General features: G+C 52.4%; 26 protein-coding genes. 5 read left to right on the top strand and 21 right to left on the bottom strand.

The features are described from left to right. Window positions 1–3: 3 nt before the first annotated feature. The 16 genes from nusB to NST96_RS11685 all read right to left on the bottom strand — a co-directional run bounded on the left by nusB (window position 4) and on the right by NST96_RS11685 (window position 10,266). On the bottom strand, window positions 4–408 hold the full coding sequence (gene nusB, locus NST96_RS11760) for a transcription antitermination factor NusB (protein ID WP_003387262.1): 405 nt from the start codon (window positions 406–408) through the stop codon (window positions 4–6). A 39-nt stretch (window positions 409–447) separates the two neighbouring features. Beyond that, window positions 448–660 (bottom strand): DUF2273 domain-containing protein, encoded by a 213-nt coding sequence (locus NST96_RS11755; RefSeq protein WP_003387263.1) that lies wholly within the window; start codon window positions 658–660, stop codon window positions 448–450. A gap of 12 nt (window positions 661–672) precedes the next feature. Further along, the gene (gene amaP, locus NST96_RS11750) at window positions 673–1,239 is read right to left on the bottom strand and encodes an alkaline shock response membrane anchor protein AmaP (protein ID WP_171506318.1); all 567 of its coding nucleotides are present in this window, start codon (window positions 1,237–1,239) and stop codon (window positions 673–675) included. Between the two features lie 95 nt (window positions 1,240–1,334). After that, window positions 1,335–1,745 carry an Asp23/Gls24 family envelope stress response protein gene (locus NST96_RS11745; RefSeq protein ID WP_003387265.1) on the bottom strand — a complete coding sequence of 137 codons (411 nt, stop codon included), beginning with the start codon at window positions 1,743–1,745 and terminating at the stop codon, window positions 1,335–1,337. Window positions 1,746–1,805: 60 nt separating this feature from the next. Next, window positions 1,806–3,161, bottom strand: coding sequence for an acetyl-CoA carboxylase biotin carboxylase subunit (gene accC, locus NST96_RS11740; RefSeq protein WP_024984902.1), 1,356 nt, complete (start codon window positions 3,159–3,161; stop codon window positions 1,806–1,808). A gap of 16 nt (window positions 3,162–3,177) precedes the next feature. Then, complete coding sequence (gene accB, locus NST96_RS11735; protein WP_003387267.1) at window positions 3,178–3,687, bottom strand: acetyl-CoA carboxylase biotin carboxyl carrier protein; 510 nt, start codon at window positions 3,685–3,687, stop codon at window positions 3,178–3,180. A 177-nt stretch (window positions 3,688–3,864) separates the two neighbouring features. Beyond that, window positions 3,865–4,530, bottom strand: a complete 666-nt coding sequence (locus tag NST96_RS11730) for a SpoIIIAH-like family protein (RefSeq protein ID WP_003387268.1) — start codon at window positions 4,528–4,530, stop codon at window positions 3,865–3,867. Window positions 4,531–4,543: 13 nt separating this feature from the next. Then, window positions 4,544–5,182 (bottom strand): stage III sporulation protein AG, encoded by a 639-nt coding sequence (gene spoIIIAG, locus NST96_RS11725; RefSeq protein WP_342406413.1) that lies wholly within the window; start codon window positions 5,180–5,182, stop codon window positions 4,544–4,546. A 31-nt stretch (window positions 5,183–5,213) separates the two neighbouring features. Then, window positions 5,214–5,882 carry a stage III sporulation protein AF gene (gene spoIIIAF, locus NST96_RS11720; protein WP_031931802.1) on the bottom strand — a complete coding sequence of 223 codons (669 nt, stop codon included), beginning with the start codon at window positions 5,880–5,882 and terminating at the stop codon, window positions 5,214–5,216. Between the two features lie 9 nt (window positions 5,883–5,891). Continuing rightward, window positions 5,892–7,076 carry a stage III sporulation protein AE gene (gene spoIIIAE / locus NST96_RS11715; protein ID WP_342406410.1) on the bottom strand — a complete coding sequence of 395 codons (1,185 nt, stop codon included), beginning with the start codon at window positions 7,074–7,076 and terminating at the stop codon, window positions 5,892–5,894. Window positions 7,077–7,093: 17 nt separating this feature from the next. Beyond that, window positions 7,094–7,483, bottom strand: coding sequence for a stage III sporulation protein AD (gene spoIIIAD, locus NST96_RS11710; RefSeq protein ID WP_003387273.1), 390 nt, complete (start codon window positions 7,481–7,483; stop codon window positions 7,094–7,096). Window positions 7,484–7,496: 13 nt separating this feature from the next. Next, window positions 7,497–7,700 carry a stage III sporulation protein AC gene (gene spoIIIAC / locus NST96_RS11705; protein ID WP_003387274.1) on the bottom strand — a complete coding sequence of 68 codons (204 nt, stop codon included), beginning with the start codon at window positions 7,698–7,700 and terminating at the stop codon, window positions 7,497–7,499. Window positions 7,701–7,716: 16 nt separating this feature from the next. Continuing rightward, complete coding sequence (gene spoIIIAB, locus NST96_RS11700; protein WP_003387275.1) at window positions 7,717–8,235, bottom strand: stage III sporulation protein SpoIIIAB; 519 nt, start codon at window positions 8,233–8,235, stop codon at window positions 7,717–7,719. Continuing rightward, on the bottom strand, window positions 8,223–9,185 hold the full coding sequence (gene spoIIIAA / locus NST96_RS11695; RefSeq protein WP_003387276.1) for a stage III sporulation protein AA: 963 nt from the start codon (window positions 9,183–9,185) through the stop codon (window positions 8,223–8,225). The genes spoIIIAB and spoIIIAA overlap by 13 nt, the downstream gene beginning before the upstream one ends. 244 nt (window positions 9,186–9,429) lie before the next feature. After that, window positions 9,430–9,924, bottom strand: a complete 495-nt coding sequence (locus NST96_RS11690) for a CD1247 N-terminal domain-containing protein (protein WP_031931800.1) — start codon at window positions 9,922–9,924, stop codon at window positions 9,430–9,432. 78 nt (window positions 9,925–10,002) lie between these two features. After that, window positions 10,003–10,266 (bottom strand): YqhV family protein, encoded by a 264-nt coding sequence (locus tag NST96_RS11685; RefSeq protein WP_003387278.1) that lies wholly within the window; start codon window positions 10,264–10,266, stop codon window positions 10,003–10,005. Window positions 10,267–10,418: 152 nt separating this feature from the next. Here NST96_RS11685 and NST96_RS11680 point away from each other — a divergent pair, with 152 nt between their 5' ends. The 3 genes from NST96_RS11680 to NST96_RS11670 are packed head-to-tail and all read left to right on the top strand — an operon-like array spanning window position 10,419 to window position 12,451. After that, window positions 10,419–11,240 (top strand): phosphosulfolactate synthase, encoded by an 822-nt coding sequence (locus NST96_RS11680; protein ID WP_122958425.1) that lies wholly within the window; start codon window positions 10,419–10,421, stop codon window positions 11,238–11,240. Next, on the top strand, window positions 11,231–11,947 hold the full coding sequence (locus NST96_RS11675) for a 2-phosphosulfolactate phosphatase (RefSeq protein ID WP_003387281.1): 717 nt from the start codon (window positions 11,231–11,233) through the stop codon (window positions 11,945–11,947). Before NST96_RS11680 ends, NST96_RS11675 begins: the two co-directional genes overlap by 10 nt. 42 nt (window positions 11,948–11,989) lie before the next feature. Then, the gene (locus NST96_RS11670; protein ID WP_003387283.1) at window positions 11,990–12,451 is read left to right on the top strand and encodes a DUF441 domain-containing protein; all 462 of its coding nucleotides are present in this window, start codon (window positions 11,990–11,992) and stop codon (window positions 12,449–12,451) included. A 106-nt stretch (window positions 12,452–12,557) separates the two neighbouring features. Here NST96_RS11670 and efp read toward each other — a convergent pair whose 3' ends face one another. The 4 genes from efp to NST96_RS11650 all read right to left on the bottom strand — a co-directional run bounded on the left by efp (window position 12,558) and on the right by NST96_RS11650 (window position 15,344). Continuing rightward, complete coding sequence (efp, locus tag NST96_RS11665) at window positions 12,558–13,115, bottom strand: elongation factor P (protein ID WP_003387284.1); 558 nt, start codon at window positions 13,113–13,115, stop codon at window positions 12,558–12,560. A gap of 41 nt (window positions 13,116–13,156) precedes the next feature. After that, complete coding sequence (locus NST96_RS11660) at window positions 13,157–14,227, bottom strand: Xaa-Pro peptidase family protein (RefSeq protein ID WP_024984897.1); 1,071 nt, start codon at window positions 14,225–14,227, stop codon at window positions 13,157–13,159. Window positions 14,228–14,305: 78 nt separating this feature from the next. After that, complete coding sequence (aroQ, locus tag NST96_RS11655; RefSeq protein ID WP_003387286.1) at window positions 14,306–14,746, bottom strand: type II 3-dehydroquinate dehydratase; 441 nt, start codon at window positions 14,744–14,746, stop codon at window positions 14,306–14,308. A 97-nt stretch (window positions 14,747–14,843) separates the two neighbouring features. After that, on the bottom strand, window positions 14,844–15,344 hold the full coding sequence (locus tag NST96_RS11650; protein ID WP_003387287.1) for a YqhR family membrane protein: 501 nt from the start codon (window positions 15,342–15,344) through the stop codon (window positions 14,844–14,846). A 134-nt stretch (window positions 15,345–15,478) separates the two neighbouring features. Here NST96_RS11650 and NST96_RS11645 point away from each other — a divergent pair, with 134 nt between their 5' ends. Together NST96_RS11645 and NST96_RS11640 are read left to right on the top strand one after the other, a co-directional pair. After that, window positions 15,479–16,414 carry a DUF1385 domain-containing protein gene (locus NST96_RS11645; protein WP_024984895.1) on the top strand — a complete coding sequence of 312 codons (936 nt, stop codon included), beginning with the start codon at window positions 15,479–15,481 and terminating at the stop codon, window positions 16,412–16,414. A gap of 29 nt (window positions 16,415–16,443) precedes the next feature. Then, entirely contained in the window at window positions 16,444–16,788 is a 345-nt protein-coding gene (locus tag NST96_RS11640; protein ID WP_003387289.1) for a hypothetical protein, read from the top strand. Between the two features lie 14 nt (window positions 16,789–16,802). Here NST96_RS11640 and NST96_RS11635 read toward each other — a convergent pair whose 3' ends face one another. Continuing rightward, window positions 16,803–17,747, bottom strand: a complete 945-nt coding sequence (locus NST96_RS11635) for a patatin-like phospholipase family protein (RefSeq protein ID WP_342406398.1) — start codon at window positions 17,745–17,747, stop codon at window positions 16,803–16,805. Between the last annotated feature and the right edge of the window lie 125 nt (window positions 17,748–17,872).

Below are 17,872 nucleotides of genomic sequence, written 5' to 3'. Positions count from 1 at the left end.
TCTCTACGCGTTCGCAGTTTGGCGAGCTTTCAAATAACTGGACAAAACGCCGTTAATATACCGATAAGATTGTTCGTCGCTGAACAGTTTGGCAATCTCGATCGCCTCATTCAACGCCACTTTATCCGGAATGTCCTCTTCAAACATGATTTCAAAAAATGCAAGACGAAGGATGGCCCGGTCTACATTGGCGATTCGCTCCAGACGCCAGCCGCGAAGATATTTTTGGATCTCGGCATCGATCTCTTGCAGACGATCAAGTACGCCCTTTACCAGAAAATGAAGGTAAGAGGCGTCTTCTTCGCTATCTTCCATAACCAGTTCGAGGGCAGCTTCCATACTTACATCTGCCATGTCGATCTGAAACAAGCATTGAACTGCTTTTTCTCGTGCTGTCCTACGTTTCATCACGTTCACCTACTCATAAAATTGAGGTCCCTGCCCCGCTTAGCGAAACTTCCCAGGGAGGATACGATCAAGAATTTCGCGCAAATCCTCTTTGTGATCCAGTTTGCGTCCAATGTAATAACCGGTGGAGACAAAGACGACAAACACCAGTGTATCCCAAAAACCGACGAGAAGGTAGATGATGCCGAAAAAAAGTCCGGCGGCTACCCCCAGTAGTTTCCCCTTGTGTTCCCACAACAACTCCCATATCATGACTTTCACCTACTATTCCACTCGTTTGCGAGCCGCGTAATTCTCATGCTGGGCTACTTCCGTCACAACGACCGCCACCTCGGAGATGATGACGCCGGCAATACCCTCCACCTGCTCCTTGATATCGGTCTGCAGCTTCTGGGTCAGCTCCGGCAAGGGCGTCTCTCCGTCGACAGAGACGCGGACTGTGATCGTGTTTCCGCTTTCCAGCGCCCGTACGACAGTCTTTAAATCGCGGACCCCCTTCACTCTTCTGGCCGCCCTCTCGGCGATTGTCTGAATGGTTTGCAGGGTTATGTTTACTTCACCCAAGTCGCTGCGCTGGCGAATGCCCTTCTCCGTTTTCGGTTTCTTGGAGCGGCGGAAAGAACTGAAAAAGAACCGCAAGCTGACAATTAAAAAAATCACCGCCGTGATCAGATAGGCAGGCTGGAAACCGCCAAGCAGCTGCTCTAAATAGGGGCGTATGTATTCAGCTGGGATCAGTCCGCTCGAGGCTCCGATCACGCCGACAGAGAGGACGATCAGCGCAAAACTGTACAAAGTCAGGATAAAGCGGTCAAACAAATTCACAAGCATCTCTCCTTTGGTGCAAAGGTAACAAGGAGGCCGTTACTCTTAGATGAGGAAAAATGCCCCCTGAGGCATAGGGGGCATCCAAACTTGCTGATGAACTAGCGGACGCGCTGGAAATCTTCCACGGCAGCCGGCGCTTTTTCTTCGGGCTTCAGCTCTACGTCCACAATATGTACGTTTACTTCCACGACCGACAGACCCGTCATGCTTTCGATGGCGTTGCGCACACTATCTTGAATATTTCGAGCGACATCCGGGATACGGTGTCCATATTTTACGATAATCGATACATCAACTGCCGCTTCGCGCGAGCCTACCTCTACGCGTACGCCGCGAGCTATATTTTTACGGCCGAGCCGTTCGACAATCTCACCTACGAAACCACCGCTCATTTGTGCTACACCCTCTACCTCAGAGGCAGCCATACCGGCGATTACTTCCAGGACTTCGGGAGCGATCTGCACCTTACCAAGCTCTGTTCTTTCTAGATCCGGTGTAAACTCTTCCACGCTTCGCACCTCCCTATGGTTTTGTAACCCATTATAACAAGCAGCTTCCACTTTTACAAATCAAGCTTCGTCCAGATTCAGTTCATGAATCTCCAGGAATTTCGTGTCAAACTGACCGCTGGCGAACACTTCGTGGTCAAGCACCTTGAGATGGAACGGAATCGTCGTGTGCACACCCTCCACGACAAACTCGCCGAGCGCCCGCTTCATGCGTTCGATCGCTTCCGTGCGGTCTTTGCCCCAGACGATCAGCTTCGCGATCATCGAGTCGTAATAAGGCGGGATGACATAGCCGGTATAAGCGGCGCTGTCGACGCGCACACCGAATCCGCCCGGAGCGAGATACGTCGTGATTTTCCCAGGGGATGGCATGAAATTCTTGACCGGATTTTCCGCATTGATCCGGCATTCGATGGCCCAGCCATTCAGCTTGATGTCGTCCTGTGTAAACGACAGCGGCTGGCCTGCAGCTACCGTGAGCTGTTCTTTAATCAAATCAAATCCGGTTACAAGCTCTGTCACCGGATGTTCAACCTGAATGCGGGTGTTCATCTCCATAAAGTAGAACTTCCCGTGTTTGTCCAGAAGGAATTCAACCGTTCCTGCGCCGTGGTAATTTACCGCTTTGGCTGCAGCTACGGCCGCTTCCCCCATCTCTCTCCGCAGTTCCTCGCTCAGGGCGGGAGATGGCGCTTCCTCAATCAATTTTTGATGGCGTCGCTGAATGGAACAGTCGCGCTCACCCAAATACACGACATTGCCGTGCTTATCTGCCATGATCTGAATTTCGACGTGGCGCGGTCCTTCGACGAATTTTTCGAGATAAACGCCCGGGTTGCCAAAGGCAGTTTTCGCCTCGTTTTGCGCTTGACGGATCGCCTTTTCCAGATCCTCATCGTCTACAGCAACGCGCATCCCGCGGCCTCCGCCGCCGGCGGTTGCCTTTACCATCACCGGATAGCCGATTTCATTGGCCGTCTTGATCGCATCGGCGATATCCTCGACAAGGCCATCTGTTCCCGGAACAGTCGGTACACCGGCTGATTTCATCGTATCCTTGGCGGTGGATTTATCGCCCATCTTGACGATGGCCTCCGGGTCAGGCCCGATAAATGTGATGTTGCAAGCGGCACAAATCTCGGCAAAGTCGGCGTTCTCTGCCAAAAACCCGTAGCCGGGATGGATGGCGTCTGCCCCAACCTTGGTGGCTACACTCATGATGCTCGCAATGTTGAGGTAGCTTTCTTTCGATGCTGTGGGTCCAATGCAGTAAGCTTCGTCAGCCAATTTTACGTGCAGCGCTTCGCGATCTGCTTCGGAGTACACAGCTACCGTACGAATGCCCAACTCGCGGCAGGCGCGAATGACACGGACAGCAATTTCGCCCCGGTTGGCAATCAATACTTTTTGAAACATTACGCTCTCCTCCAACCTATTCTGGCTTCACCAAAAACAGCGGCTGGCCGTATTCCACCAGCTGACCATCCTCAACCAGCACTTTCACGATCTCCCCGGATACTTCTGCCTCGATCTCGTTGAACAGCTTCATCGCTTCCACGATGCAAACAACCTTGTTCGGGGTCACCTTGTCGCCCGCTTGGACGTAGGCAGGCTTGCCCGGCTCAGGGGAACGGTAGAATGTTCCCACCATCGGGGACACGATTTTGTGCAGGTTCGACTCATCTACGGCTGCTGCTGCCGGCTTCGGAGCCTCAACCGGCGCCGCAGGAGCTTCTGCCACTGCCGGTGCAGCTGCTACGGGAGCCGCTGCTTGGGCGACCGGAGCCACTGGAGCCTGTACGACCGGTTGCGAAACGTAGACGGTTTCCCCGGCCGATTTTTTCATTGTTACCTTTGCTCCATCGATTTCAAGCTCGAATTCGTTAATGGACGACTGATCAATCAACTTGATAATTTCACGGATTTCATGAATTTTGAACACAGGTAAGCACTCCTTCATTTCGAAAGATAACCAGGGAGTATGGTATGTATCGAGGTCTAACAATCATGGTAGCTTGTCACCACCCCAACGTCAAGAAAGGATTTCCCCTCATTTCCAGCGAAAAACGAGGAGAAACCCTTACCAGCATGCCCGTTTTCAATGATCCTTAGTACCTCGTCAGGAAGCTTTGAATTGTACGGTGATATTGGTTGCCGGGACGTTCAGATGCTGTTTTACATTGGAGATGATGTCCACCACTTCATCTGCGCCCAGTTTGTCTTTTTGCACGATTACTGTCACCTTGTCATTTTGCGTGAACACGACAGCGTCTTTGTAGCCGCTTGTTTTCAGCATTTCTTCTACGGCCATTGTGGCGCTCTCCATCGTAGAGAGCTCTTCGTACTTCGCTTTCGCCTCTGCTACTGCCTGCGGGGTCGCATCCGGGCTGCCCATGATGCTCATCTGCTCGTCTTTTTGCTGCTGGAGTTGGGCTTCCCGCTTCATTTTGTACCCGGTGAAAATTTCGCTCGGGGTATCAGCCAGCGTCGCCGTTTCCTTGGTATCTGTCTGCTGCTCCTTGTTGGCATTTGCCGTATCTGCTGCCGCAGGTTCCGTTTTTGGCTTGCCCTCGACAGGAGCTGCGTCAGTGGCTGGCGTCTCTGTCTGTTTGCTCTCAACCACGACACCAGAAAGCGAGTCCTGCTCAGGCTGCAGCTGCTGCAACTGTTGCTGCCCCAGCGTCGACACTTGACTGTCCGGCCCTTTGACCAAATAGTAGCCCGAGAGGACCACCATCACGGCCAGCATTGTCAACAACCATACCGTTTGCTTGCGAAGCATCATTTGTCATTACCTCCTAACCTTTTTTAGGCAATATCGAAATTTTGTAGGCAGGCACATCCAATACTTTTTGAACCGCTTCGGTGATCCACGCTTTGACTTGTATGTTGTCGGCGCCTTTTGCCACCACCAAAACCCCTCTTACCTTTGGCTTTAGCGTTTTGAGGATAACGGGCTGATCCTGTTTGCCTCCCTGGACCACGACCACTTGTTCATCGCGGGATTGGTCATTTTGATTCCGCGTGGCTCGCTCCTTGTCCGTTTCCTGATTGGTAGAGGAACGGGTATTGGTGTTTTTCCCGACGACCAGCTCCGGCGTCGAATCCAGATTGACCATGACTTCAACCTCTCCCACACCAACTACGCTGGCCAATATTTCCTTCAGCTGCGTTTGATACATGTTTTCGTATTCTGCGATGATGTCGGGCGGATTGGCTCCTCCGAGCATCGGCGCCGACTGTTCGGTTCCAGGCGGTCCGGTCGGTTCATTGCCTCCAATCCCGAAACCCATCGGCTGATCGCGTTCAACATTCAGGAAATCGGTCAAAATCATGATGGCCATCCCGATTCCCAATATGACGATAAAATAGTGGATCGGCTTCAGCTTCTTTTTATCTGAATCTGCGGCCAACCATTGCTTCAGCTTCCCAAACACCCCTGCTCACCTCACCTTGAACGACTGCATGTCACCGCTTCTCAATCTTGTCCTGATCCCTGGTAACGACTACCATATCCTCGCTTAAGCCCCATTGCGCTGCCAGATCACTGGCAATCCGTTTGGACAGGGCATCTTTCTGCTTTGCAGCAGCCGGCAGCTCCTTTTCTTCTTGCCCCTGGCTTTGACTGTTTACCTCGATGCGTATCGGTTCGATCGGTTCGACCGGCTTGATCGCGCTTGCTGTTTCCCCGCTGCTCCCTTCTGGGGCGATCGCTACCTCGATGCGCTGCAATTTTGCCTGGTCTGCATTCTTGTTGTCCAACAGAACCTTGACTGCCGTTACCTCCACTCCGTGATCCTCCTTGAGCTTCGTTCGAATGGATGCCTCCACCTGACTTTGCACGTAGGCGTCTATTTGCTTTTCCTGCTTTCCGGCCAGCCTCTCGGCGATGCGCTTCCACTCGGTGTCGGAGGGCCGGTTCATCTGCTCCTGGTAGCGGTCCAGCTTAAGCGCCAGATCATCCTGAGAGAGCTGAAACAGGGCGAACACAGGGGAGATGATCGTCATCAAAATAATCAGTCCCATCACCATTTTGACGTAGCGCTGCATGCTGGTATTGGGCAAAATGAGGTCGAGGAACGCAGCCAGGAGAACAAGTAAGATGATCTTTTTCAGCCAGAGCGTAAGCCATGTCATCTGCTTCACCTACCGAACCATCATGGAGATATTGCCCGCCGCAATGATAATGGTGATGGCCAAAAAGAACATCAGCCCTACCGTGGCCAAAGCCGCAAAGACAAAGATTAGATTTTTCCCGATCGCTCCGAGTGCCGCGATGATCGGACTATTGCCCAAAGGCTGCAGGACGGCGGAGGAAAGATTGTAGATCATGGCCAAAATCAGGATCTTGAGGGCCGGGAATGCGCACAGGAGGAGCAGAATCAGGACCCCTGCCAATCCGACTGCGTTCTTGACCAGAAGAGAAGCATTGAGCACTGTGTCTGCCGCATCTGAGAACATCCTGCCGACAATCGGGATGAAATTGCCGGTAATGTATTTGGCCGTCCTCAGGGTTACCCCGTCAGCTACTGCCGACGTAGCCCCCTGGATGGAGATGATCGACAGAAATATGGTAAGAAAGGACCCGAGCGCTCCCATTGCAATATTGCGCAAGAGGGAAGCAAGCTGCGTGACCTGGTATCTTTCCGAAAAGAGGCTTGCGATCGACAGCATGGCGGACAGAAACAGGAGCGGAAATATGACGTAGGAAATGAGTATCCCGCTGGTATTGATGAGAAAGATGATGAGCGGGTGAAACATCGTCGCTGACGCCAAATTTCCTACAGAAGCGAGCAGAGCGATGACCAGAGGAATCATGGCCAGCATAAAGTCGGACATGTCGCTGATCGCTTCTTTGGCGTACGTGATGGCCACATGGAAGCTGTTAATGGCGAGCACCATCAGCACGAGATAGGCAATCGAATAGGCTACCGTCGTCACGGTGTTGCGTTCAAAGGCGTTTTGCATCGTCTCCAGAATCATGGCAAAAACCGTAATAATGATGATCGAGCTGAGCAGTTTGCCATTCATCAAAATTTCATGGAAAACAAATTTGCCGAAGCCCTTGAGAAACCCGGAGAGACTAAAGTCCCCCTGCTGCATCAACAACTGGAGAAAACCGGGAGCCTGCAGATCAGGAAGATACCCTTTGTAATCGCGCTGCAGCTCTGTCCAAAACCTTTCGACCCGGTCAACCTGCAAATCGTCTACCTGCTGCTTGATCAGGTAATCGACAGAAGGTGCTGGTGTCGTCACGGCAGCCGAGAGAGAGGTTGACGGCAGGAAGACAAACAGCAGAAACAAGAAGAGCGACCAGCCCGCACGAGTCACTTGCACCCCTCCCCCAACTACGCCGGCAACAGGTCTATGACCGTTTCGATAATGATCTGAATGATCGGAACGGCCATGATCAGAATCAACACTTTCCCAGCCAGCTCGATTTTGGAAGCGATGGCTCCCTGACCGGCGTCTCTGGTCATTTGTGCCCCGAATTCAGCGATATAGGCAATTCCGATGATTTTCAAGATGGTTTCCAAAAATACGAGATTGAGGTCAGCTTGTACCGCCAGACGCTCCAGAATCCTGATGACCTCCGCTATTTTACCGATCAGAAAGTAAAAGATGACAACGCCGCTCGCGATGGCCAGCAGGTAGGCGAACATCGGTTTTTGTTCCTTGATGACCAGCGCGAGAATCGTAGCCACCAATCCCAGTCCGACGATTTGTACGATCTCCATTCGCCTTCCCTCCTCAATTAAACAGGAAGACGCGTTTTACCTCGGAAAACAGGTCGCCGACATAGTGAGCTACCATGTACAGCACGATGATAAACCCCACCAGCGTCGCCCAGTGTGCGATGTCCTCCTTGCCAGCCTGCTTCAGAACCGTGTGCAGAATGGCTGTAATAAATCCCACCGCCCCGATCTGAAAAACAGGTGTCAAATCAAAATCCACAGTGAACACCTCGCCTTTAGAACATCAGGATGACGACCAACAACCCGCACAGGAAGCCGAGGCTTTTGTACATTTTCTCGTACCTGTTTTGTTCCGCTCGCGCCTCTTCCTCCAACCCGCGAAGGTGTGTAACGGCGAGACGCAAATGCTTTTGCTGGTCTTCCCGATCAGATGATCCGAGCACCTGTCCCAGACTGGTCAACACATCCCGCTCTTGCTTGCGAAGCGACGTTTGCTGCCAGTGTCTATCGATGGCCAGTCTGAGCGCTTCGTCGGCGTTCTGTGCCCGCTCCTCGCGAAGGCTGCCCGCAGCGGTCTGGAACAGCTGTCCAATCTCTGTCGGCAGCCGGTTTCCCACTTTGAGCAGGGCAGGCTGCAACGGGGTCAGGCCGTACACGATCTCCGTCTCCAGCATCTGCAGCCCTACGAGAAGGGCTCTGAGCTGCACGGGACGATACGCATAAAACCGACCAATTTGCCACCCTACCATGGAAGCCGAGAACAGGATCAGCACGGCTCCGATCAGCTTAACCATGCGACCTCCCCCTTATCGACCGGTTCGAGACTCCGGTCGTAGACGCCTTGAATCGTCCCTACGCCCTTCGAGCGGCTCAGAACAAAATAGCGGGAGAAGACGCCGCTTTGAATCAATTTTCCCAGTGCCGGACGCCTCGCCACCTCTTCGATCTCTGCGCCGTGCGCAGAACAGATTACGGAAACACCGGCATGGACGGCTTCCCATACGGCTTCGCCGTCTTCCGGCCGCCCCACCTCATCCACGATCAGGACATCGGGTGACATCGAACGGATCAGCATCATCATTCCTGCTGCTTTTGGGCAAGCATCCAGCACGTCCGTTCTCGGGCCGACATCCCGCTGCGGAACACCGTTCAAGCAGCCGGCAAGCTCGGAACGCTCGTCCACAATGCCCACTTTGCGGCTGGAGGACCATTCGTTCCCATAGCTGATGGAGCGGGCAATATCTCGCAGGAGCGTTGTTTTTCCGCACTGTGGAGGCGAGATGATCAGGGCATTCAGGATTCGTCCGTTTTCGAACAGATAGGGCAGGACCTTCTGTGCCGTCCCTTTTTTCTCGCGAGCGATCCGGATGTTAAAGCTGGTAACGTCGCGAATCCCTTTTACTTCTCCCCGTTCCAGGACGACCTTGCCGGCAATGCCGATCCGGTGTCCCCCTGTAACAGTGATGTAGCCGCGTTTCAGCTCTTCTTCCAGAGTGTACAGAGAGTGCTGGCTGACCAGGTTCAACAGCTTGACCGACTGTTCTTCAGTGAAGGTCCACCCTTGTCTGGCATTGGCTGTCAGCTGTCCTGCGGCTGTCACGTAGCTCGACTGCTGCCCAAATCTTATTTCCAGCGGCTGATTTTGCCGTAGGCGGATTTCCTCCAGATGCTCTCTGACGGCGGAGGGCAATGCAGTCAGAATGCTGCGGATGGTCGCCGGCAAAATCGCCATGATCTCGTTCACGACTTATCCCTCCTTCGTGTCTTTGACACTTCAGCCTTTGTCCACGTCGACTTACCTCCATCCTATGCGGGTCTGGACGAGTTTTATGCCAAGAAAACGCCAGAGAAACGCTTGCTAGCGAAAGTCGCGGGAACCGCACGAGTACTACGCGTATCAACGCAATCATTTCTCAAACAAAAAAACCGGCTTCCATACCGGTCGGTCCGGATGAAAGCCAGTTCACCATTTGTTCGCTCGATGTTTTTCAGGTGGCATTGATCGGTTCATATTGCCTGTCCTGCGGATAGGGTTCGATGATGTAATGATGGTACCCTTCATCATCCTCCCCCTCTTGAAAGAACATGATCTCATGGCACGAGGGACACTCGATTTCATAAGAGGCTATCACATTGTCGTCAGAATCCAGCTCGTAAGTGGAGGCATCCTCGTCGTCCTGATCCGCAAATTTATCATAGAGGACGCTGTCGTCGTCTTCGTCACAGTCATCCACCATCTCGTACAGATCATCCTCATCGCCGAAAAGGTACAACTCCACATCGTCGAGATCATCGTCAATTGCCTCTACGTAATCTTCGGTTTCCTCGATCCTGGCGTGCAATTCCCTGAACTGACCGTACATTTCGTCCAGTACCTCAATTACTTCCGACAGTACCTTTCCCTCATTGCTGTTCTGTGTCAGGTCCAACCCATCTGCCAAGCCGCGCAGATACGAAATTCGATTAGCCAATGATTCAAGCACGAGGAACCCTCCTTTATCCGTTTACTTTCGCTATTGTTCCCGAAAGTCGGGAGGGTTACTAATGCCAAATCGTATCCGTCATTTTCTGACCCCGATGAATATACAGACGATGCCCGCAAATATCCACATGATTTTTGCGAAGCTGATCCGGTCCGACATGCCGATCAGTCCGATTGTCGTAGTCGACAGCAGTACAAGCGGACCTACAATGGCAAGTCCCGAATTGATCAGCAGCGCCTTCTCCACCTCGTTTACTTTTAAAATAAACAGGGCCGCCAGCACTTCAATGGTACCAGACATCACTCTTAGTGTAGCCATCCCTATGATCGCTTTTTCCCACATCACTCCTCGCCCTCCTCCCTATCACTCTATGCTCGTCCCGGGCAGATTCATCACTGAAAGCTGGGCAATCGCCTATAGGCTTGCGGCTCACTCCCAACCTCACCCGCACATAGACTAAAAGCAAACGCCTAGAAGAAATGAGGAAAACAGCCATGTTTAACCGCGATCTTCCCTTCTGGCCCGATGGATGGTCGGACCCGTCCCGGCGAAGACAACCCAAACCACGCGCGACCGGATTAACCATGGTCATCGATAAAGGAATGGGTCGCGCAGCATTTTACGACCTGATGGAGCTGGCTGCCCCTTACATCGACATTTACAAGCTGGGCTTTGGTACATCCGTCCTCTACCCCGGCAAATTTCTGCAACAAAAAGTGGAAGAGGCCAAAACGTGGAATCTGCACATCATGCCAGGCGGAACCCTTTTTGAAATTGCCCTTTGCCAATCCACTCTGGAGGCATATATCGAACAAGTGAAAGCAATCGGGTTTAATGCGGTCGAAATCTCCGACGGAACCTTCCCCCTCCCCGCCGACCTCAGAAAAAGGGCGATCAGTACGGCGGCAGATGCCGGACTGATCGTCTACTCGGAATTTGGCAAAAAATCGGCAGATTTCCGTGCCGAGCAAGACGAGCTGCTGCGTACACTGGAGGCTGATCTTCTAGCAGGCGCCAGCTACGTGATCGTAGAAGCCCGCGAGAGTGGGACGGTAGGCGTATTTGATGGGAAAGGAAAAGTGGAGACCAGCTTTTTGCTGGATATTCATAAGTCCGCCGGCTCCCTGGCAGACCGGCTAATCTGGGAAGCTCCCCAAAAGGAACAGCAGGTCGCCTTGATTCAGACGCTGGGCGCCAGCGTAAATCTGGGGAATATTGCTGGTGCCGACGTATTAGCCGTCGAGACGCTGCGAAGGGGGCTGAGGGGTGACACTGCCGCGATGATGGCCGAAAGGAGGGCCGCTACGTGCGAATAGATGTCGTTCCCACCGTTGAAGAAATTCGCTACGATCAGATCGGCAACCGCGTCGTCATCGTCATCGATGTACTGCGTGCGTCTAGTTCGATCGTGACCGCGCTGGGAACCGGCTTTTCGGTTGTCGTTCCCGTAGAGACCATCGGGCAGGCCAACGCGCTGCGGACAGAAAACTGCTTTCTTGCCGGTGAAAGACATTGTCGGAAAATCCCTGACTTCGACTACAACAACTCTCCTACCGAACTGGCTGGCCACTCGCAAAAAGGGAGCGTTCTTATCCTCACTACCACGAATGGAACACGTGCGATCCAAAAAGCGGAACGTGCCTCCTCCCTGTTGATCGGCTGTTTTCTCAACGCAACCGCTTGTATCCAGTACGCACTGTCACAACGTCTGGACATCACCCTGTACTGTGCCGGAACACGATCCGAATTTGCTCTCGAAGACGGTCTGGCTGCTGGCCTCATGATTCACAGAGCAAAGCTGCTGCAGCCGCAGGTTCAACTCTGCGATTTGGGAGAAGCGCTCCGGGCCAGCTATTTGCATCTGTCGGACCGATTGCCGCAGCTTTTGCCCCACACGACGACGGGCAGAAGACTGGTCCAGCATCATTTTGCCGATGATCTTGCCTTTTGTGCACAGATTGACCACTATCGCCTGGTCCCGATTGTACGAGAGAAGCGAATACTTCCCCACCTTGTCTCATAAAGTGAAAGAAGACTAGGGACGTGGACAGGGGTTTTGATGCCGATGGTATCAGGGGAAATCATGCTTGTCATCTTGATCGTCATAGGCTTGATCGGGCGATCGCCAATTATTGCGACTGCAGCGAGCATTCTGCTTGTTTTGAAGCTGACCGCACTCGAACGCCTGTTTCCTGTAGTTGAGCGGCGGGGGCTTGAGCTGGGTCTTTTGTTTTTGACGATCTCCGTACTTGTTCCGTTCGCCAGCGAAAAAATATCGTGGCGTGACATTACTCCGCTCTTCACGACGGTGATCGGAATGATGGCACTCGCCGGAGGGGCAATCGCCACCTGGATGAACGGAAAGGGACTCGATTTGCTTCGAACTGAGCCGTCCATCATCGTTGGTTTGGTCATTGGGTCGATCATTGGAATTGTCTTTTTGCGCGGAATTCCCGTCGGCCCGCTAATGGCCGCCGGCATTACCGCCTTTGTCTTGAAGCTGTGGGAGTGGTTTGGCGGACGCTGAGCGGCGGACGCTTCGTCTTGACGCAAGGTTCCCAAGAGAAACGAAAAGAGCCGTACCCATGGCAGGTACGGCTCGTTTCCGTCGCTCGCTATTCGTTCTCTCGTCTTTATGCGCGAGATACGTATGCTTCGGTACGCGTATCGATGATCAACTTGTCTCCTTGTTCTACGAAAAGCGGCACGTTTACCACAAAACCCGTTTCCAGGGTTGCTTTTTTCGTAACGTTGGAGGCAGTATCTCCTTTTACGCCCGGCTCACATTCAGTAACAGTCAGTTCAACTGTATTCGGCAATTGCACCCCGAGGGTTTCGCCGTTGTACTGCATGATTTGCACGTTCATGTTTTCTTTCAGGAAGTTAAGCTCGCGCTCGATCTGCTTGCTTGTAAAGGTGAGCTGCTCATACGTTTCTGTGTTCATAAAGGTATGCTCATCGCCGCTGGCATACAGATATTGCATGGTAGAGGTTTCGATGCGGGCAGGACTTACTTTTTCACCGCCGCGGAACGTCATCTCTGCCACGTTGCCGTTACGCAGGTTGCGCAGTTTGGAACGAACAAAGGCTGCACCTTTTCCTGGTTTCACGTGTTGGAATTCGAGCACTTGGTAGATATTGCCATCCACTTCGATGGTCAGGCCGGTACGAAAATCATTAACAGAGATCATGTTAGTCCTCCCAAATCAACAAATAACACAAATAGTATAAATTAGACGGGCAAAATGAGCAACTCTTTCGTGGATTGGGTCAAGACATCATGACCATCCGCCGTAATCAATACGTCGTCCTCGATCCGAACGCCGCCCAAGCCGCTGATGTAAATGCCTGGTTCCATCGTGACCAGCATTCCCGGCTCAAGGATAAACGGACTTGCGGTCGACAAGTTTGGCAGTTCGTGAACGTCCATGCCAAGGCCATGTCCCGCACTGTGTCCGTACGCATCTCCATAGCCGGCAGCCGTGATGATATCGCGGGTAACCGCATCGGCTTCTTTACCCGAAATTCCCGGTCTTAAAGCTTCGACACCAGCGATCTGAGCCTTGAGGACAATCTCGTAAATTTCTTTCATGCGAGGATGGGGCTCCCCGACAGAGACCGTCCGGGTAATATCGGAGTTGTAGCCCTGATAGGCCGCGCCAAAATCGAGCGTCACCATTTCACCGGCTGCAATCACCTTTTCGCTCGCTCTTCCATGCGGCAGCGCACCGCGGTGGCCTGAAGCGACGATAATGTCAAACGCGGAAGCAGACGCCCCCTGTCTTCTCATGAAAAACTCCAGCTCCAGCGCCACTTCGATTTCCGTCACGCCAGGCCTGATATATCCGAGAATGTGCTCAAAGGCATCTTCGGCGATTTTCACCGCCTGTCTGATCACCTGCACTTCGGACTCTTCCTTGTACATCCGCAGCTTTTCCATAAAGCCGCTGGTCGGAACCAGCTCGACACCTTCAAAGCTCTTGCTCCAATTGGAATAGGTTCCGAAAGACAGGCTGCTTTCAAAAGCAAGCCGTTTGACGCCGGCCTTTTTCAGGACTTGCGCGATCGCTTCCAGAGGCTTGCGCTCATTGTTGACCACGGTAAAGTGCGGGCACTCCTCCTGGGCTTGATCGACATAGCGGAAATCCGTTACCAAAAACGCTTCTTTTTCGGTGACGATAACCCATCCCGTCGAGCCGGTAAAACCGCTCAGATAACGACGGTTCACCGTTTCTTCCGTAATCAGTGCGTCAGCCCCGATCTGTGCCAAGGCATCGCGCAATTTGCTCAAGCGATTGTTCATTTTCCTCTCCCTTTCTTTGTCTGCCGTTCAACCGATCTGTCGCTTCCCGAACAGACCGGCTCACTTGCCCGGTTCCGTTCATTTCTTGCCGATTTTGTTTGCCAGCGATCTCAGCGCCCACTCATAACCGTCGATGCCAAGACCGACGATTTGACCGATAACAACAGGAGCAATGACTGAATGGTGCCGGAATGATTCGCGCGCGTGTACATTGGAAATATGGACTTCAATCGTCGGCAATTCCACGGCTGAGATCGCATCCCGAATCGCATAGCTGTAATGCGTAAATGCACCCGGATTGATGATGATGCCGTCATGCACGCCTTTTGCCCGGTGAATGGCATCGATGAGAACGCCTTCATGATTGGACTGGCAATGCTCGAGGCGACCGTTCCACTCTTCCATGACCTTTTCGAGCCGAGCGACAACGTCTTGAAGTGTCTCTCTTCCATACACATCGGGCTCCCTTTGCCCCAGCAGGTTGAGGTTGGGGCCATTGAGCAACAGGACGGATAGCACGGTTCATTCCTCCCTTATGACACTTCCGCTTCCCTTTTTGTAAAAACATTTTTACTAGAGAATAATTTTACCATAAGGGAAAAGAGCTTGAATAGCCTCAAGCCTCGTCATGGCTCTCCAGCGTGATGGTCATGCCCACGAACATCCCGAAGGAGAGAAACCAGGCCGCTTCCGTGGCAAGCGTCGCCACGTCCCAATTGCCCATGCGAAAGAAGAAACCTGCCACTACTAACAGCATCAGGCCGTAGAGCAAGCCGCTCCACCACATTTTGCTCCTTTGGAACAGCAGAGAGTAGAAAAACACTGCGATCACACTTTCAAAAAACAGCAGGATCACTCCCAGGCCAGTGGCAGACCAGGAGTCCTCATCTGCCTCCCAGAGAAAGGGACGGGCATAGGCTCCCAAACCGTAAGGCGTAAAATTGAGAAAGTGTGCAGCCAGCCTGACGATTCCCCAAAATACCGTTCCCCAAAAAGCAATTTCAACCAGCTTTGCAAAAGGCAGCGTCTTCGCTTTGCCAGGCACATCGGCACGGGCAGTTCTTCTTTCCTCTGTAAACCTGCCCCGCAGGTGCCCTCTTGTCTTTGTCAAACCCATCGTCATCACCCCGTATCTAGTATGTGCCGAACCTATTATTTTCACTTACGGTTGACATTTTGACGGGGATTGGAACTGCCAGTAGCCTCCGCGCTCCGTTTCCGTTAGAATATGTAATAAGGATGGTGATAGGATTGGCGCAACAAAACGTACCTAGCTACGGCGGTCAAGCCGTCATAGAAGGCGTCATGTTTGGCGGTAAGCAGGTAACCGTCACAGCGATACGCAGAAAAAACCAAGAGATTGAATACTTCGAAGCTCCGCGGAACGAGATCCCGTGGGTCAAGGCACTGAAGAAAATTCCTTTCCTGCGGGGAATCGTCGGCCTGATTGAAGCAAGCGCCAACGGAGCAAAGCACCTGAATTTCGCCTCCGACCGATACAGCATGGAATCAGATGAAGAGGTTTCGGCTGGTCCGTCCAGACTGCAGATGATTTTGGGTGTGGCCGTCGTGGGTATTTTGTCGTTTCTATTCGGGAAATTTGTATTCACCCTGGTACCCGTGTTCCTCGCCGATTTTCTGTTCGGGAAGTGGATCACCAATCAATACGCCCAAAACATCTTGGAAGGCGTAATCAAGCTGATTCTGCTCCTGGGCTATATCACCGCGATCGCGCAGGCTCCGCTCATTAAACGGCTGTTCCAATACCACGGAGCTGAGCATAAGGTGATTAACGCCTATGAATCAGGGGTAGACTTAACCGTAGAGAATGTGCAAAAATTTTCCACCCTGCACTACCGTTGCGGAAGCAGCTTTTTGATCTTCACCGTGATCATCGGTGTCGTGATCTATTCATTCTTCTCGTATGACAGCTTATGGGAGCGAGTGGTTCAGCGGATCGTGCTCCTGCCCGTTGTACTCGGTGTATCCTATGAGGTCCTGCAATTTACCAACAAATTGCGTGACACGCCCGTACTGCGGTTTCTCGGTTATCCGGGGTTGTGGCTGCAAAAAATCACAACACGGGAACCTGATGACAGCCAGGTGGAGGTGGCGATTGCCGCATTTAACAAAATGCGCGAACGCGACCATGAGATGACCAATCCAGGGTTGGTTTCTGCCGGTTAAGCATTTAGATAACGATGAGGTGAGGCGCTATGTTTCCCCGGATTCCCCCAATCATCTTGATCATCTTGTTGTTTGCTGTATACGGTCTGTTGAATCGGATCATTGAGAAGCCTCTGCAAACCTTGGTCATCATCGGTTTGTCTGTCCTTTTGTTCGTGGTGGTCAGAAACTATTTGAGGAGCGGCAAATTCCTTCCCGGAGCTCCCAAGCAGCAAAAACAGGCAAAACCGAAAACGCCGGTTTCGAGAGCTCCCCTGAAAAAGAATGCACAACAGGCAAGGCGAAACCATCCGTTCCGGGTGATTGACGGAAACAAAGGCAAATCGAAGGAAAATCAAGGCGACCAAGATCCTCATAATCATATTTCGCAATAAAGAAAACAGGCTGCCTATACAAGGTAGCCTGTTTTGTCTGTCGGGGGTGTACCTTTTTGGAATACCTCTACGTATTGTTCAAAGCTCCACTGTTCCAAAAAGCGGGTTGCGGATTGCAGTCCGGACTCGTACAGTCGATTCCGAAGTTCGTTTGAGAGCTGGAACTGCGTCGTCCGCACTCCCAATGTATTGATGAACACGGTGCGGAGAGCTTGGGCCCGATCGACGTAAAGCCGGTCATGGGCATCCAGCATAGTAGCGATCAACTGCTTGGAGAATGAAAACAATCCCCTGATCCGGTAGGCCTCCCGATCCACCTTGCTGTCATGGAGCCGGAAGCCGATGGTCGGCCAGAGGGGAACCCCCGGCACATCGAACAGCCAGACCGGATAATTGCTCAAAAGCGCTCCATCCACGATCAAATGGACTTCACCGTCTTTGGTCAAACGGGTCGGCTGAAAAAAGAAGGGGATCGATGACGACATGCGAACAGCGCGTGCGATGGAAAATCGTTCGGGGACAATATCGAAATGGCTCAAGTCCTCCGGCAATATCAGCATCTTTCCGCCCGTAATGTCAGAAGCGATGATGCGGAGCTTATCCTTTGGCAAGTCTCCAAAGGTCCGAATCCCCTTTTGGCGAAGCAAATCATCGATAAATCTCTCCAGCCTGTCAGTCCGGTATATCCCTTCACGGAATAGCAATTCGTATAAGGGTCCGACTATCGGCAGACGTCCCAATCCTCTCCGTTCAAGAAAAAACAAGTAGTCCAGCTTTTCAAAAATGGGACGCAATTCCCTGCTTGTGTAGCCGGCACTGAGCAATGCCGCCACGATGGACCCGGCCGAAGTCCCCGCCAACCTTTCCCAGACAAAGCCGTGCTCTTCCATCACCTGCAAGGCGCCAATAAAGGCTATGCCCTTTACTCCGCCTCCTTCAAACACTGCATCCGCCTTCATCCTGATTCCTCCTCGGACCTTCACTGCCCCCCTTTTACCAATATATAGACGAAGTGCTTGTCGAATGCGATTCGAAAGCTGGTTATGCATGCGCTATTTGGCGATACCTTGAACACATCCGTAAG

This window comes from Brevibacillus sp. FSL K6-2834 (genome assembly GCF_038592925.1).
GTDB lineage: Bacteria > Bacillota > Bacilli > Brevibacillales > Brevibacillaceae > Brevibacillus > Brevibacillus borstelensis.
Note: the sequence above shows the minus strand (reverse complement) of the source record. Positions and strands in the feature narration are given on the sequence as shown.

Coding starts and splice junctions, on each gene's coding strand:
- nusB (WP_003387262.1), bottom strand. CDS start 408: ATGAAACGTAGGACAGCACGAGAAAAAGCAGTTCAATGCTTGTTTCAG.
- NST96_RS11755 (WP_003387263.1), bottom strand. CDS start 660: ATGATATGGGAGTTGTTGTGGGAACACAAGGGGAAACTACTGGGGGTA.
- amaP (WP_171506318.1), bottom strand. CDS start 1,239: ATGCTTGTGAATTTGTTTGACCGCTTTATCCTGACTTTGTACAGTTTT.
- accC (WP_024984902.1), bottom strand. CDS start 3,161: ATGTTTCAAAAAGTATTGATTGCCAACCGGGGCGAAATTGCTGTCCGT.
- NST96_RS11730 (WP_003387268.1), bottom strand. CDS start 4,530: ATGATGCTTCGCAAGCAAACGGTATGGTTGTTGACAATGCTGGCCGTG.
- spoIIIAF (WP_031931802.1), bottom strand. CDS start 5,882: ATGACATGGCTTACGCTCTGGCTGAAAAAGATCATCTTACTTGTTCTC.
- spoIIIAD (WP_003387273.1), bottom strand. CDS start 7,483: ATGGAGATCGTACAAATCGTCGGACTGGGATTGGTGGCTACGATTCTC.
- spoIIIAB (WP_003387275.1), bottom strand. CDS start 8,235: ATGGTTAAGCTGATCGGAGCCGTGCTGATCCTGTTCTCGGCTTCCATG.
- NST96_RS11685 (WP_003387278.1), bottom strand. CDS start 10,266: ATGTGGGAAAAAGCGATCATAGGGATGGCTACACTAAGAGTGATGTCT.
- NST96_RS11680 (WP_122958425.1), top strand. CDS start 10,419: ATGTTTAACCGCGATCTTCCCTTCTGGCCCGATGGATGGTCGGACCCG.
- NST96_RS11670 (WP_003387283.1), top strand. CDS start 11,990: ATGGTATCAGGGGAAATCATGCTTGTCATCTTGATCGTCATAGGCTTG.
- efp (WP_003387284.1), bottom strand. CDS start 13,115: ATGATCTCTGTTAATGATTTTCGTACCGGCCTGACCATCGAAGTGGAT.
- NST96_RS11660 (WP_024984897.1), bottom strand. CDS start 14,227: ATGAACAATCGCTTGAGCAAATTGCGCGATGCCTTGGCACAGATCGGG.
- NST96_RS11650 (WP_003387287.1), bottom strand. CDS start 15,344: ATGGGTTTGACAAAGACAAGAGGGCACCTGCGGGGCAGGTTTACAGAG.
- NST96_RS11640 (WP_003387289.1), top strand. CDS start 16,444: ATGTTTCCCCGGATTCCCCCAATCATCTTGATCATCTTGTTGTTTGCT.
- NST96_RS11635 (WP_342406398.1), bottom strand. CDS start 17,747: ATGAAGGCGGATGCAGTGTTTGAAGGAGGCGGAGTAAAGGGCATAGCC.